Source organism: Sinomicrobium endophyticum (assembly GCF_052983315.1).
Genome location: NZ_JBRKIS010000030.1, coordinates 101,791 through 116,285 on the forward strand (window position 1 = coordinate 101,791; position 14,495 = coordinate 116,285).

A 14,495-nucleotide genomic window follows, 5' to 3' on the forward strand; every position below is an offset into this window, starting at 1 on the left:
GAAGAAACACCGTAAAATTCCCGAAGAAGGGGGAAAAAATCAGAAGTTTACTGTTAGCCCAAGCCTGAAACTGCTGCCCTTTCCTTTGGTATACAGGTTTTCCCGGGTGAACCATTGCGAACGTGCGGGAAAGTAATCCTCATTAAAGGCATTTTCAATAGCAAAGTTTACCGCGGTACTTTTGGTAAGCTTATACCCGAGGTTCAAATTCACTATGTTATAGGCTTCAACAGGTCCCTGATATACATCATAGGTGCCGCTATCGTTCTGTGAAAAACGGTCCCGGTTCCCTATACGGACGATCCCGGTATATATATCCAGTTTTTCCGTCGGGCTATACTTCGCATAAGCAGTGATCTTTGACGGGGCAATCCTGTCCCCGCCGAGGTATACATCTTCATCACCTGAGAAATCCCCGTCGTTATTGACATCCCGTTTACCTTCCAGATAGCTGTACGTGGCCCCTACGCTTAAATTGGACAGGGGACGATAATCCACGGTACCTTCAAAGCCATACAATTTCTCGGGGCTCCGGAGTATGTTAAAAACCCCTTCCCGAAATTCTCCGCTCGAACCCAGTTTCGAGGTACTGATAAAACCTACCGCTTCCAGACGAACCTTGTGGAACAGCTTGCTGACAAGCCCCAGTTCATAGCTGTTTACGATAGATGCCTCGGTGTTGATGTCCTTAATATCCGTTACCCTGGCAGCACGTAGAATACTACCTATATCATAGACGGAAAATCCCTGGGAAAAACTAAAGTAGGGGCTGAGCCAGTCGAATTTGTTATATCGAATACCCGCATTAAAAACAGTCGCCGTATAATCGAGTTTTCCTCCGTTTACATCAAATCCCGGGTTGTCTATCTCCCCGGTTACGGGATTTACGGTCCGAAGGGTGGTATAATCATCCACATGGATGGTAATGCGTTCTACGCGTATCCCTCCCTTGACGATAAGGTCTTGCAACAGATTGAATTTCAGCTGTGCAAAGGGAGCGAAATTTACCATGTCCATTTCCGGTACCCATATACGTCCGTCTACCAGGGGCTGTGAAGTGATGTCGTTGAGGAGGTCAACTCCATATGTTGCGGATACTGATATGTTTTGCGAAAAATCATAAGGTGTGTTCAGTACAAAGCGGATACCTTTCTTTTCGGAATCAATCCGTGATTGTCCGCCAAATTCAAAGGTATCGGACCAGAAAAAGGTGTTTTTCAAATTTTGATAATAGATGTCGGCATTCAGTGAGGTATTCCCGAAAAGGTGCCTGTGGTCATAGGTCAGGTGTATATTTTCGTTTTTTGTCCCTTGTGGCACCCCGGGAGGAGTCCCCAATACTGCGGTTGACTTTTGACGGGTATCGTAATCCCCGTCCACCTGAACATAATTAGTATTCTGCCTGGTAGTATAATGGTTATAACTCAACAGCAACTTCTGGTTTTCTGTAATGTCATAACTTATTTTAGCGAAAGCACTAAAATTGTTACTTTCCCCCAGGCCATAGGTGGGAGGCAAGACATCACCTTCGGCATCTTTAAATTCCCCGGTCTGTTCCAGGGTACCGTTGACCAGGTAAGACCATTTACCGGTTTTTCCATATAAATTCTGATTCAACCTGGCGCCTACGGTATTATCTATATTGGTGAAGGAACCGGAAGCGCTTAAATCCGTACTTCCCGAAAGGGCTTTGTTGCCATAGTTGTCTTGGGTAATGTAGTTAATGATCCCTCCCTCGGCTCCATTCCCGTATATAGCGGTTGCTCCTTTTATCACTTCCACCCGTTCTATGATAGAGGGGTCTAACGAACGGATATCGAGTTGGCCGTTACGCAGGGGAGTGGATTGTGATACGCCATCTACCATAACCACGAAATTCCTTCCCCTCAGCTTCTGCCCGAAGTTGCTCGATGTTCCGGTACCTGGGGCCAAACCTGGCACTTTAGCGCTTATGATATCCGAAATATTCGTGGAGATCTTTAATTCCTGCTCTATTATGTCTTTGGACAGGATGGTGACGGTGGTAGCCAGTTCATCCCTGGATTCGGGCGTACGCGATGCGCTGATGACCACTTCCGAAAGCGACTGTACATTTTCGGCCAAAGTAAAATCATACCCCCTTATATCCTTGGTCACTCCGACGGTTTTTTCCACCTTTTCAAAACCCATGGCACTGGCTATAACGGTGTATTTTCCCCGGGAGACGCCTTCCAAAGCATAATAACCATTTTCATTGGAGATAGTCCCCTTTTCCAAAGAAGGGATATAAACGTTAACTCCCATTACCAGGTTTCCTTCCGTATCTTTTACTGTGCCCGATATGGAAAATTGTTCCTGTGCATAAATTCCGTATGTAAACAGAGTGAATAACAGGGATAGTCTGAATGTCTTCATTAGTTTTTCGGATTTGGCTGCAAATTTATACTTATTTAGACTCAATACAATTAAAGTTTGAAATATTTTTAACATATATTAAGCTTAGAATATTTTAGGATCTCAGTTTCCGGTACACTGGCTACTCCCCTTAGGAGATAGTAGGTAAAGCTGGTCAGGGTTCCAGGTTTGGAAAGCCGGATAAAAGGTTATAGAATTATAATATTCCGCTTTACCGTGAATGTACTTTTTAAGGTTCACTTGTGTGTAAGCAGGGTAAACGCATTAAAAAAACTATAATTGCAACTGACGATGGTTGCAGGTTTAAAATTCCAGGTTACAAGTTGTACGGCTATATATGTAACTGGTAACCTGTAACTTGCAACTTGTAACCTTCAATTCCATCCCGATATATATCGGGACTCCTCTTTCAGATTACCAATTACCGCTCCTCTCCAATATAATGCGTTTGTCTTGTGTATGTAAGTGTTTCACATTATTTTATCACTATAAAGCAGTACCTTTGCAACTATGATAAAACTTGGTGAATACAATACCCTGGAAATCCTTCGGGAAACTGATCCGGGGCTATATTTGGGCGATGACGAGGAAAATGTGGTGCTTCTGCCACATAAATACAAGCCGGAGAAATATGAAATAGGGGATGAAATTACTGTATTCATTTACCTTGACAATGAAGAGCGCCCTATTGCCACAACTTTGGATCCTTTTCTTCAGTTAAACACTTTTGGATATCTGCGCTGCAGCGCGATTACGGAATACGGGGCCTTTATCGATTGGGGGTTGGAAAAACAGTTGTTCGTTCCCTTTAAGGAGCAGGCGCGCCCAATGAAAAAGGGAAACTGGTATATTATTTATTTATACATTGATGAAAAAACCGATCGTTTGGTAGGTTCCAGCAAGACGAACCATTTCCTTCAAAATGAAAACCTGACGGTTGAACCTTTTCAGGAAGTTGATATTTTGGTGACGCATATCACGGAGAAAGGCGCAAGCGCAATTGTAAACGGCATTCACAAAGGGCTTATCTATATCGAGGATATTTTTGAAGACATCCATACAGGTGATCTAAGGAAAGCTTTCGTAAAGAAAATACGTCCCGACAATAAAATTGACCTTGTGTTGCAAACGCCGGGATATAAAAGTATAGAGCCGAACGCAAACTTGATTCGTGAAGAACTGGAAGCCGTTGGTGGCTTTTTGCCGCTTCACGACAAATCGGATCCGGACTCAATTAAGAACCTTTTGGGAATGAGCAAGAAGAGTTTTAAAAAGGCGATAGGTACCCTCTACAAAGACAAACAAATTGTAATTAAGGAAGACGGTATCGAATTACTATAAAGGCGTTGTATAAACACCATACAAAAGGTCATAGAATTATAACAATTGATACCGTGTTGCGACCATAATCAGTTCAGCCACATTCTTAACCTGGAATTTATAATGCAGATTTCTGCGGTGCGTTTCAATGGTAAGGGGGCTTACATTCAACTGTGCTGCGATTTCCGGCGTGGTTTTTCCTTCGGCGATCAGTATGAGCACCTGTTTTTCTCTTTTGGTCAGACGTGGAACACCTTTTAATTCGGACTTAGCGGGGTTTGCAATGATTTCCCTGACCTCGTTGCTGAAATAAATCTCCCCTTTCATTACTGCAGAAATACCTTTCAGTAGTTCCTGTTGGGATACATTTTTCAGCATATATCCGTTAGCACCGTTCTGAAGCATCTGCATAATAATATTGCGTTCGGCATGATTACTCAATGCCAGTATTTTTACCGTGGGTGTTACGGTCTTTATTTTCTGGCATAGGTCTATGCCGTTAATATCCGGAAGATTGATATCCAGCAGTATCACGTCGGGATGTTCCCGCTTGATGAAATTATATGCCGTTTTACCGGTCGTGAAATGGGCCGTAACATCCAGACGCGGATCAAGTACCAGTAAAGACTTTAACCCTTCGATAACAATGGAGTGGTCATCGACGATGACTAAAGAAATTTTATCCGCCCACATAAAGTTCAATATTTACGGTGGTTCCTTCGTTTTTCCCGGAAATGATCTCCAATGTACCATCCATGGTCTTTACACGGTGTTCCAGATTACGTAATCCCAACCCCTTTTTGTGTTTGGGATTTTCGGGGTCAAACCCTTTTCCGTCATCTTCCACGGTGATGTAAAATCCGTTCTCATTTTGACTGCATTGTACAATGACCAAAGAAGCTTTGCTGTGGTGCAGAGCATTATTGAGCAATTCCTGGACAATCCGGTAGATGGTAAGCCTTTCGCTATCCGTAAGAGTGACACCGATCTCATAAGGCTGGTAATCCACTTTGAATGAAGCGGTTTCGTAGGACTTGCACAGGTCTTCCAGAGCGCCCTCCAATCCTATTCGCGACAGGGATTCGGGCATCAGGTTGCGGGCTATCCTTCTCAGTTCTTTCATGGATTTATCCACATTAGAGATAATCTTGTTGATCTCCGTATGGAAAGTGCTGGTCAACCCGGATTCTACTTCGGAAAGGTTCATGCGTACCCCTGCCAATATGCCTCCCAGCCCATCGTGCAGGTCCTGGGCCATTCGTTTTCGTTCCTGTTCTTCTCCTTTAAGCATGGCCCGGGTGGAGAGCAATTGTTGTTCTTGTTCCAGTTTATTTAGCTGGTTCTGATAGTTCTGCTCTTTCTCAAAAGCGAGTTTTTTGTCTTTTTTATAATAGAAGTAAGAATAGACGATGATAATAAAGGAAAATAGACTGATAGTACCCAACAGCCAATTCACCAGCCGATTGTTTTTGGCGGATAATGATGCCATTTCTTTTTCTGCTTCCAGCTGGGTTATCCGCTTTTCTTTCTCTGCGTTGTTGTATTTTATTTCCAGTGCATTTATGTCGTTTTTCAGTTTACTGGTGTGAAGGCTGTCGCTCAGAGTGCTGTATTGTTTTTGCCAATGGTAGGCCTGCTGTGTGTTCCCCAGTCCGGCATAAGTTTCTGCCAGGGACGCATATATTTCTGCCCGGTTCCCATACAATTCCATCATGTCTTCCTCTTTCAGGAATCCGGTCAGTAATAGTCTTGCCTCCTGATATTTTTGAGCAGCCATAAGGGTCTTTACCTTATAAAAATTCAGCTCCTGTATTTTGTATAGCTTATTTGTGCCGTCTGCAGACTGTATCCCTTTGTTAAAACTGGCAAGCGCCTGGTCATATGCTTTGGTCTCGTGGTAATACATACCCTCTGCCATATAATACAAAGAGTGATGTTCGGAGTCGGGATAAGGGGCCAAAATGGTATGAAGACTGTCTAATGCGGACCTGGCTTCGGAATATTTTTTTAGTAGAATGTAATTTTCAGCAGCCCTTCCATAAGCCGATACCAACCGGAAAAGCTGGGACCGTTTTCCCTTCAGCATATCGATGGCCTTATCCAGGTATATTTCTGCTTTTTCGTATTGATCCATATTCATAAAAGACAGCCCTACGGCGAGATATTCCGCTCCCATAGTAGCACGGTCTCCTGCTTGCTTTGCTAGAGGGATAGCTTTGTCTATAAGTATTCTAATATGTGCCCTGTCGTCGTCATTTCGTTGCCGGTGTACGGCCATGTTGTTCCATATGTTCGACCTGCTCACATAGGCTTCTTTGGTTTGTAACCTGCTTAACAGGCTATCGGCCTTAAGGAAGGCTGCTTCACTTTTATGTTCGTCATGGTTAAAATAGAAGAGGCCTTCACTGTAGTAGGACATGGCGTATAAGTAGGGATAGTTTTTGCTTAATGCCCTGCCCTGATCTAAATATTGCCTTGCTTTGACTGTGTCCTTATATAACCAGTAGTTGATCAATTGAAAACTCGCCCCTGCTTTGATGCTGTCGTTTTCTGTATTTTTCAGATGCTGATCCAGGCTATCCGCATAAGCAGACATATCTAAGGATGGCGTCTGTGCAAAACAGACAAAAGCCCCATAGAATAAAAGACAAAAGGAGAAAATATTGCGATTCATATATGCAATTTAAAAATTAGTTTGTTCATTCGATTCTTTCCTGTTAAAAATACTGGAAAACCAGTAGAAGGAAATACCTGTTTTTGAGGATTGCCCTATTAGGGGATACCTCATAATTTTGACCTGTTTCCAGGGAAAATATTTTTACAACAGCCTAATGAATTCATATGGATATTCTAAGAGAATTGCTATTTCACTTAGAATTCTCATTAATTATGGTAGTATGCTAAAAATAGCAGGAGGTTACGCTGTTCGTATAGGAAGCAATACATAATTTTATCAATTATAACTTTAAATATTCAATAAATGAGATTATTTTTACTAAGCATGGGATTATTGATATTGACATGCCGGTTTGCCTTCGCCCAGAACGATACCCGTATCGGTGGGAAATTGATATACGGAAGCGAGATCGAGAATATAGGGATAGGGGCCACGGCTGAAATTCCTGTTCTTGACAAACTGGTAATTGCCCCGGATATCGGATTCTATTTTCCGAAAAATGAGCAAGGCATAAAGACCAATGTATTTGAGGTCAACGGAAATGTAAACTACTACTTTGTTGAAGCGAAAACCATTGGGTTTTACGGCCTGGGAGGGTTGAACTATACGCATGTGAAAGTAAAGATCGACAATGACTTTGCCAGTGGGAGCGGTAGTAATGGAGAGGTTGGCCTGAATCTGGGGGCGGGCGCTAATTTTCACATAGGACAGCGTTTTTTGCCCTTTGCGGAGATCAAATACGTTCTCGGGGACTATGACCAGCTTGTTATTGCTGCCGGGATAAAATTCAATCTCAATTAAATCCCTGCAAAAACCTAAACACCAGCTAAAAATGAAAAAAGGAATCGTGCTTTTAGTGTTCTTCTTGTGCGTTATTGCGTGCAAAAAGGAACCCGTACAACCCGTACAAGAGCGGCTACTTTCTTTGAAGGGAGAGGAAACCGTGAAAGCAGGGGATTTAAAAGGATTTTTCACAGAAGGAAAAATAGACATACAGATTTACTTTCCCGGAAACCGTTTAAGTGAAATTCTGAATAAAGTAGATCCTTCCAAAGGAGATATACAGCAACAGTTGGAAAAGTATACTAAAGAACTGTCGGCCGGAGAAGCGGAAAACGTACAAAAAGTAATGAGAGCTAATCCCATGCTTGCCATGCAGATCATGTTTGCCCCGATGCTGAAAAATGAAATTTTTGTCAAGGGAGATCAGGTTACGGCAAAATGTGATGGTTTGATGTATCACCTGGAAAATACATTAAACGCAAGTAAGGAGACCGGGACAGTATTTGTACAATCGCAGTCCGATAAGAACCGTCAGGTGACGTTCCATTACGATAAGGACTATTTTGGAGAGAGCCAGCTTCAAACCAAGATAGACATGGAAATGTACGATAGAAAGCTGACTGATGAAACCGGAGAAATAGCAGGATACACATGCAATAAAGCTGTATATACATTAAAAAATACCTCCGCAGCGGGCATTGGGAAACTGGAGGTCTGGACTTCAGGGCAAATGCCTGAATCGCTCAACTTTATCCACCCGTTCTACCTGGAAGAGGAACACGGGATCATGAAAATTGCCATTTACCAGGATATGCAGTCGGATATACCCATGGTTTACGAATTTAAAAAAGTAACCCCGGTTTCAGTAGGAGATTCGGATATGAAAATCAGGCAAAGCCAACCGGTTTACGAGGCAAAGTCAGATACCGAAGCCATAGCTGCCAAACTGATGGGAATTATGTTCGGAAACTGATAACATAATTTCAATAACCATTTCCCATGAAAAGAAAAGATTATACAACCGTTGTATTTATTGCATTGCTAACCATTTTAGCAACCGCGTGTACAAACGATGATGACACTACCCGGGAATATCGTCATTTTCGCTATGAAGTATCGGGAACGGTCACAGGCCCGGTTGAGGTCCAATATACACCGACCATTTCAGATCCTTATGAAGATTTGGATGATTTGGAATATGACGAAACCATCACGCTCCCCTGGACAAAAGAGGTATCCCTGCATCACCTGGCTTCCGGGGTGGGCCTTTCTGTTAGTGTTGATGATGGTGTAGCCGGAGAGATTGTTTCCATCGAAATTTACCGGGATGATGAACTGGTTGCCTCACATACCGGGGCGGTGGATGCCGATGGATCCCTTTCTTTTCTGGTCAATTATTATAACGACGGAACAATAATGGTCCATGGAGATTAACTATCCGTAAGATAAAAAAATGAACACATGAAAAAAGCACCTATTCTTTTATCCATCGTCTTTCTTTTTATGGGTATGGTTCACATAAATGCCCAATACAAACAGGAAGAGTATCAGAAACACCCACTTCAAAAGATTTTTCCGCAACAACAGTTCGATTCCGTTGCAGCGAGGCACGCGTTGGTTCAGGGTACAACAACCGTAAAAGGGGTTGCTTTTACGAAACCTAAAACTAATTTGGGATTCAAAGCACCTTTGGCCGACAGGATCTTTGCCAATCATATTACGGTAGAGTTATTTCCTTATACACCTTATTTTGAGGAATGGTACAACCTTAAAAAAAAGAAGGAAAATGTGAAGAAAAACAAAATTGTCTATATGGACAGTATAGCTTATCAATATAGGTTATACTGTGAAACCAATTCCAGGGGAGAATTTACTTTTCCCAAAATGAAACCCGGAAAATATATCATTATGGGAACTTTACCCTGGACATCCGGTGGTTCTTATAATCAATATTCGGGAAGTGGTTATGGTTCTTATGGGGGGCGGGTGGACTATTATGAACGTCAATATTATACCGTATCGCACAGCGATTTCCTGATGCGGATCATAGAGGTAGAACCTGATAATGAAACTGTAAAAGTCAAATTGAAATAAATTATTATCAAAACTCCGATACACCATGAAAAAACTATCAATAGGCTTTTTTGCAGTGGCACTCCTCTGGGCCTGCCATGACAGGAGCAGTAAAAATACAGATGACACAGAAGAGCACAATGCACCGATTACAGCAGATGCTTTGGGTGATGAGACATCAAAAGAAGAAAAAGCGGGAAAGGAAGAAAAAAATGCCGTTTTTGATATCAACAATATTCCGGTTTCCGATGCTGATCTTGGCGATTTCCCGTTTTTCAGTTTACCTGAAGGGCTTAAGACAACCAACCGACCTATCCAAAGAAAGTATGACGTATTGTATTTTCCCATAGACAGTATAATGACCCCATTGGAAGGAAAGGTATGGAAAACATACATTTCCGCAGAGGGGGGCTACGACGAATGGTCTTTGCCCTATTTTTTCAAAAGTTATGACGATGCTATTATATCGGTAGGGGGCGTTAAGATCTTTGATGGAGAAATAAGTTATGAAGAGTATGAAAGGTATCACGATGATGCCCAATATTTAGGGGAAGACGGTTCTATTGGTTATGTGGGGCAAAAGATCAGGGTATATGTTATTCGGCGTGCAGATGGTGGTGATATTTACATACAAATGACCGGGGATTCCATTTCCGGAAACCTTAATATCCTCCAAAAAGAAGGGCTTAAGCAAACCATTTCCATATTGAGATCATCCAGGATTCAAAAAGACCTGGAGGAGACCGGTAAAGCTATACTCTATATCAATTTTGAACTGAACAAAGCTATACTTAAACCGGAAGGAAAAGAAGCTGTAGCTGAAATAGCCGAAACCTTGCAGGGCAACAAAAACCTCAAGGTTGCGGTTCATGGATATACGGATAACTCCGGAAGTGACACCCACAACCAGAAGTTGTCTGAAGACAGGGCACAATCTGTACGGACCGAACTGGTGAGGTTAGGTGTGGACGAAGCCCGGCTGTCTGCAAGAGGATTTGGTTCTCAAAACCCCATTGCGGATAATAGCACAGAGGAGGGTAAAGCGAAAAACCGAAGAGTGGAATTGATTAAGCAATAAGTATAAGTGCACAACAATATTTTTTCACATTTAAATCCCATTAAACGGGCCTTATTCCACAACGCCTGTCCTGATCCATAAGAATATCGGGATATCGAAGGGCTCTGCATCGAAATGAGCTAAGGTTGTTTGTTCATTTGAATACGCCTTTCGTCCTCATAATATCGGGCTTACCACAAGATAGTTGATTTTGTCATTTTGCAAAAAAAATGCCACATCTGCACAGATTTTATTGGCCCGGATACTGCATAAAAAAGACTTTATCGCACCCATTCCGGACTCAAGAAAATTGCATCGAATTTAAGAAAATCCGGGAGCCGAAAATAAGGAATTAACAAACTATGAGTTCAATCAGATTGAAACGGCACATTCTAAAATTAAGATTCGCGGTGATAGAAAAACGCAAAAGAACCAGCTTTTAAAACCTTTTTCTGACTTAAAAGCCGGTTACCTAAAATGCAATAGTCCTTATATTCCTTTCTTTATCAAGACAGGATAGATTAATCTACCCAGATAGATTTGATATTCACAAATTCCCGTATTCCATAACCGGAAAGTTCCCTTCCGTATCCACTGTTTTTAATACCTCCGAAAGGCAGTCTGGGATCTGAAGCCACCAGTTTGTTTACAAAGCTGCTTCCGGCTTCAAGTTGCAGCGCCACTTTTTCTCCACGTTCTTTATCTGACGTAATAACCCCCGATCCTAAACCAAATTGGGAATTGTTGGCCAGTGCTATGGCTTCGTTTTCATCCTTAGCCCGTATAACCGAAGCCACCGGACCAAAAAGTTCATTGTCAAAAGCTTCCATACCGGGGTGCAGATCGGCCAGGATGGTTGCAGGGTAATAGGCTCCTTTTCCTTCGGGGATATTTCCCCCTAACAGCAATCGACCCCCCTGTGAAATGGTTTTGGTGACTTGTTCGTGTATTTCATCGCGCAGATCTACTCTGGCCATAGGACCATAATAGTTTGATTCGTCCATAGGATCGCCCATTTTCGCTTCCCGCATCTTTTTGGTAAAGAGTTCCAGGAATCTATCGTAAATAGCATCGAGAACTACAAAACGCTTGGCTGCTATACAGGTTTGTCCATTGTTCTGCAATCTTCCCAACGTAGCCAGATCGGTTGCTTCTTCCAGGTCGGCATCATCCAGGATTATATATGCATCGCTTCCTCCGAGTTCCAATACCGTTTTCTTAAGGTTGGCTCCTGCAATTGACGCAACTGATCGTCCCGCGGGGTCGCTTCCGGTAAGGGTTACCGCTACGATATTTTTATCTTCGATAACATCTTTTACATTACCGGCACTGATATTCAGGTTGGTGAATACTCCTTTCGGAAATCCTGCTTTTACAAAAGCATCCTCCAGGGCAAAAGCAGTTCCCTGTACATTGGATGCGTGTTTCAGTACCCCGGTATTGCCGGCCATCAATGCCGGAGCAGCAAAACGTATGACCTGGTAAAAAGGAAAATTCCACGGCATCACGGCCAGAATTACTCCCATCGACTGAAAAGTGACATAGCTCCTCGTTGCCTCGGTATCTACCATCTCTTTCCCCAGAAAACTTTCCGCGTTATCAGCATAATAGCGACAAACCCAGGCACATTTATCTATTTCCTTCCTGGCCTGTACAATGGTTTTTCCCATTTCTATTGTAGCCAACCGGGCGTATTCTTCTTTATTGGCGTCGAACAGATCGGCAAGTGCATGCATTAGTTTCGAACGTTCCGCAAAACTTGTTTTCTTCCAGGAAGTATACGTTTTCCTGGCCTGAGATATCTTTTCCTTGGCTTTTGAGGTATCTATCCTTTCGTATTCGGCTACCATTTCCCCGTTTACGGGATTTATCGTTGTTGCTTTACTCATCATCTTATTTCTTAAGTTTACTGGAATATTTTTTTATTAATATATTCAAAATTTCATGGTTCAGGGAATAATCCACAGATAAATCAATAAGCTGTACTCCTTTGGAATTCAAAGCATTTTCCAGGATCTGTTGAAATTCTTCTACGGAAGCAGGCCGATATCCTTTTGCCCCGAAACTTTCGGCATACTTGACAAAGTCCGGGTTCCCATAATCCAGACCATACTTCACAAAACCTTCATCCTGTTGTTTCCATTGTATCATGCCATAAGCATTGTCGTTCAGGATAATGACTACCAGGTCAAGTTGCAGACGTATGGCGGTTTCCAATTCCTGGGAGTTCATCATAAACCCTCCGTCACCGTTTACGGATATTACTTTTTTATCCGGATTCAGTTTTTTTGCCATCATTGCCGAGGGGAGTCCTGCTCCCATAGTGGCCAATGCATTATCGAGAAGCAGGCTATTTTGCACATAAGCCGGGTAATTGCGCGAAAACCATATTTTGTACATTCCGTTATCTAAAGTGATGATACCGTCATCGGGGAGGGTATCCCTCACAATCTTCACCACACGCTGCGGTAAAATCGGAAAACGATTATCCTTTCCATATTTTGTCAGGTGGGTGGATACGTTGTCTTTTATCTTCAAAAAGAAATCGGTATTCCAGCTATTGGCAAAGGGTTCCAGATTCTCTGTCAATTGCGAAACACTGTTTGCTATATCTCCGATAACATTTAATTGCGGGAAATAGACTTCGTCTATCTCGGCGGGAAAAAAGTTGAGATGAATCACCTTACGTTTATCCTCGATATGCATGAAAAAAGGTGGTTTTTCTATGGTATCGTGTCCTACGTTGATAATCAGGTCCGATCCGTTAATAGCCTCGTGCAAAAAATCGTAATCGGACAATGCCGCTGTTCCCAGGTACAACGGATGGCGTTCGTCTATAATCCCTTTTCCCATTTGCGTATTGAAAAAAGGGATCCCTATAGTATCGACAAAGGCAGTCAATGCCATACTGGCCCTTTTCCTGTTGGCTCCGGCACCGATGAGCAAGATGGGTTTCTCTGCATTTTTGATCATGTCTGCAGCCTGTTGAATGGTATCTTCCCCGGCATAAGGTATTTTAAAATCTACCACCTCAAATATCCTGGAGCTTTCCACTTCTTCCTCGGCAATGTCCTCGGGCAGTTCTATATGGACCGCTCCGGGCCTTTCGTCCTGCGCCAGCCGAAATGCCTCCCGGACCATAGACGGAATGTGCGAACTATGGGTTACCTGTCTGGTATACTTGGTAAGCGGATGCATCATTTTGACTACATCGATGATCTGAAATTTTCCCTGTTTGCTCTTTTTTATCGGCTTTTGCCCGGTAATAATAACCAGTGGCATGGCACCTAACTGGGCATAAGCTGCCGGGGTCACCAGATTGGTCGCGCCAGGGCCGAGGGTAGAGAGGCAAACCCCGGGTTTACCGGTTAACCTTCCATAAGTCGCAGCCATAAACCCCGCTCCCTGCTCGTGCCGGGTAAGGACCAATTCTATTTTTTCCGATTTCCTGACGGATTCGAGAAAATCAAGGTTTTCTTCTCCTGGCAAACCGAAAATATATTCGACGCCCTCATTTTCCAGGGCTTTAATAAACAAGTCCGATGCTTTCATAGTTTTTTATTTGATCTATTTTTTGTAATAGATGTTATCAGAATTTTGATATAGATAATGGCTTAATTCATTGAACTAATTTAAACTTTTTAGATTGAAGCGAAAAATAGAGGTTTTTAGTCCAGATGCAGGCTTTTTTGAGCCGCATAGCCGTGGCTATGGGGTAAGAAAAAGACGAAATATGGGCTAAAAAGATCATTTTGCAGCCTCCCGATAATTATCGGGATGGAAAAAGTTTAAACGAGTTCATCTATAAAATTAAGCATTAAAAAGAGGTTTAGAGCAAGATTTAATATGTCTTTAAAATAAAGAGATAGAAAAAATCTATCCATGTCCTTATTGGTCACGTTGTAAGAGTGTTCGCAATTTGTATTCTGTTGTGTGTTTTTTCATCCGGTAATACAAAATATCCACACCTGTTTTTCACTGAAGAAAAGTTAGATCACTTCATTATAAAATTGTTTTGTTCAGACATTCATTTTTTTATCTGTTTATGTTCTTCATAATTTCTTCAGGCAATGAAGCCCATGGCAAGGTGCGGCAGAAACTATATATGCAAGACTGGTGAGGAAACAAGGACCGTACATAATGCCCCAAAATATAACCATTAAGGTAACGGAGAATATGGATGTCTCGCTA

Annotated in this window: 11 protein-coding genes; 6 read left to right on the forward strand and 5 right to left on the reverse strand. The window is 42.4% G+C overall.

Annotated elements, in window-relative coordinates; all coding sequences use genetic code 11:
- Positions 1–39: 39 nt before the first annotated feature.
- Positions 40–2,394 carry a TonB-dependent receptor gene (locus tag ACVBDU_RS12310; protein WP_447180056.1) on the reverse strand — a complete coding sequence of 785 codons (2,355 nt, stop codon included), beginning with the start codon at positions 2,392–2,394 and terminating at the stop codon, positions 40–42.
- Between the two features lie 510 nt (positions 2,395–2,904).
- On the opposite strand from ACVBDU_RS12310, the gene ACVBDU_RS12315 reads away from it, so the two are divergent.
- Positions 2,905–3,735 (forward strand): CvfB family protein, encoded by an 831-nt coding sequence (locus tag ACVBDU_RS12315; protein WP_447180057.1) that lies wholly within the window; start codon positions 2,905–2,907, stop codon positions 3,733–3,735.
- 36 nt (positions 3,736–3,771) lie between these two features.
- Here ACVBDU_RS12315 and ACVBDU_RS12320 read toward each other — a convergent pair whose 3' ends face one another.
- Both ACVBDU_RS12320 and ACVBDU_RS12325 read right to left on the reverse strand, forming a co-directional pair.
- Complete coding sequence (locus ACVBDU_RS12320) at positions 3,772–4,407, reverse strand: response regulator (RefSeq protein ID WP_447180058.1); 636 nt, start codon at positions 4,405–4,407, stop codon at positions 3,772–3,774.
- Positions 4,394–6,388: a tetratricopeptide repeat-containing sensor histidine kinase gene (locus ACVBDU_RS12325; protein ID WP_447180059.1), complete on the reverse strand. Its 1,995-nt coding sequence runs from the start codon at positions 6,386–6,388 to the stop codon at positions 4,394–4,396. Before ACVBDU_RS12325 ends, ACVBDU_RS12320 begins: the two co-directional genes overlap by 14 nt.
- 306 nt (positions 6,389–6,694) lie before the next feature.
- On the opposite strand from ACVBDU_RS12325, the gene ACVBDU_RS12330 reads away from it, so the two are divergent.
- Genes ACVBDU_RS12330 through ACVBDU_RS12350 form a run of 5 tightly spaced genes read left to right on the forward strand, consistent with a single transcriptional unit; the run spans position 6,695 to position 10,325 of the window.
- On the forward strand, positions 6,695–7,192 hold the full coding sequence (locus ACVBDU_RS12330) for an outer membrane beta-barrel protein (protein ID WP_447180060.1): 498 nt from the start codon (positions 6,695–6,697) through the stop codon (positions 7,190–7,192).
- A gap of 31 nt (positions 7,193–7,223) precedes the next feature.
- Positions 7,224–8,147: a hypothetical protein gene (locus ACVBDU_RS12335; protein ID WP_447180061.1), complete on the forward strand. Its 924-nt coding sequence runs from the start codon at positions 7,224–7,226 to the stop codon at positions 8,145–8,147.
- A gap of 26 nt (positions 8,148–8,173) precedes the next feature.
- Positions 8,174–8,608 carry a hypothetical protein gene (locus tag ACVBDU_RS12340; protein ID WP_447180062.1) on the forward strand — a complete coding sequence of 145 codons (435 nt, stop codon included), beginning with the start codon at positions 8,174–8,176 and terminating at the stop codon, positions 8,606–8,608.
- A 27-nt stretch (positions 8,609–8,635) separates the two neighbouring features.
- A complete protein-coding gene (locus tag ACVBDU_RS12345) occupies positions 8,636–9,268 on the forward strand; it encodes a peptidase associated/transthyretin-like domain-containing protein (RefSeq protein ID WP_447180063.1) in 633 nt (210 codons plus the stop codon).
- A 25-nt stretch (positions 9,269–9,293) separates the two neighbouring features.
- Positions 9,294–10,325, forward strand: coding sequence for an OmpA family protein (locus tag ACVBDU_RS12350; protein ID WP_447180064.1), 1,032 nt, complete (start codon positions 9,294–9,296; stop codon positions 10,323–10,325).
- 500 nt (positions 10,326–10,825) lie between these two features.
- Here ACVBDU_RS12350 and ACVBDU_RS12355 read toward each other — a convergent pair whose 3' ends face one another.
- Both ACVBDU_RS12355 and ACVBDU_RS12360 read right to left on the reverse strand, forming a co-directional pair.
- A complete protein-coding gene (locus tag ACVBDU_RS12355) occupies positions 10,826–12,193 on the reverse strand; it encodes an NAD-dependent succinate-semialdehyde dehydrogenase (RefSeq protein WP_447180126.1) in 1,368 nt (455 codons plus the stop codon).
- Positions 12,194–12,197: 4 nt separating this feature from the next.
- Complete coding sequence (locus ACVBDU_RS12360; protein ID WP_447180065.1) at positions 12,198–13,856, reverse strand: acetolactate synthase large subunit; 1,659 nt, start codon at positions 13,854–13,856, stop codon at positions 12,198–12,200.
- Positions 13,857–14,495 lie beyond the last annotated feature (639 nt).

Coding starts and splice junctions, on each gene's coding strand:
- ACVBDU_RS12360 (WP_447180065.1), bottom strand. CDS start 13,856: ATGAAAGCATCGGACTTGTTTATTAAAGCCCTGGAAAATGAGGGCGTC.
- ACVBDU_RS12320 (WP_447180058.1), bottom strand. CDS start 4,407: ATGTGGGCGGATAAAATTTCTTTAGTCATCGTCGATGACCACTCCATT.
- ACVBDU_RS12345 (WP_447180063.1), top strand. CDS start 8,636: ATGAAAAAAGCACCTATTCTTTTATCCATCGTCTTTCTTTTTATGGGT.
- ACVBDU_RS12310 (WP_447180056.1), bottom strand. CDS start 2,394: ATGAAGACATTCAGACTATCCCTGTTATTCACTCTGTTTACATACGGA.
- ACVBDU_RS12330 (WP_447180060.1), top strand. CDS start 6,695: ATGAGATTATTTTTACTAAGCATGGGATTATTGATATTGACATGCCGG.
- ACVBDU_RS12335 (WP_447180061.1), top strand. CDS start 7,224: ATGAAAAAAGGAATCGTGCTTTTAGTGTTCTTCTTGTGCGTTATTGCG.
- ACVBDU_RS12325 (WP_447180059.1), bottom strand. CDS start 6,388: ATGAATCGCAATATTTTCTCCTTTTGTCTTTTATTCTATGGGGCTTTT.
- ACVBDU_RS12315 (WP_447180057.1), top strand. CDS start 2,905: ATGATAAAACTTGGTGAATACAATACCCTGGAAATCCTTCGGGAAACT.
- ACVBDU_RS12350 (WP_447180064.1), top strand. CDS start 9,294: ATGAAAAAACTATCAATAGGCTTTTTTGCAGTGGCACTCCTCTGGGCC.
- ACVBDU_RS12340 (WP_447180062.1), top strand. CDS start 8,174: ATGAAAAGAAAAGATTATACAACCGTTGTATTTATTGCATTGCTAACC.
- ACVBDU_RS12355 (WP_447180126.1), bottom strand. CDS start 12,193: ATGAGTAAAGCAACAACGATAAATCCCGTAAACGGGGAAATGGTAGCC.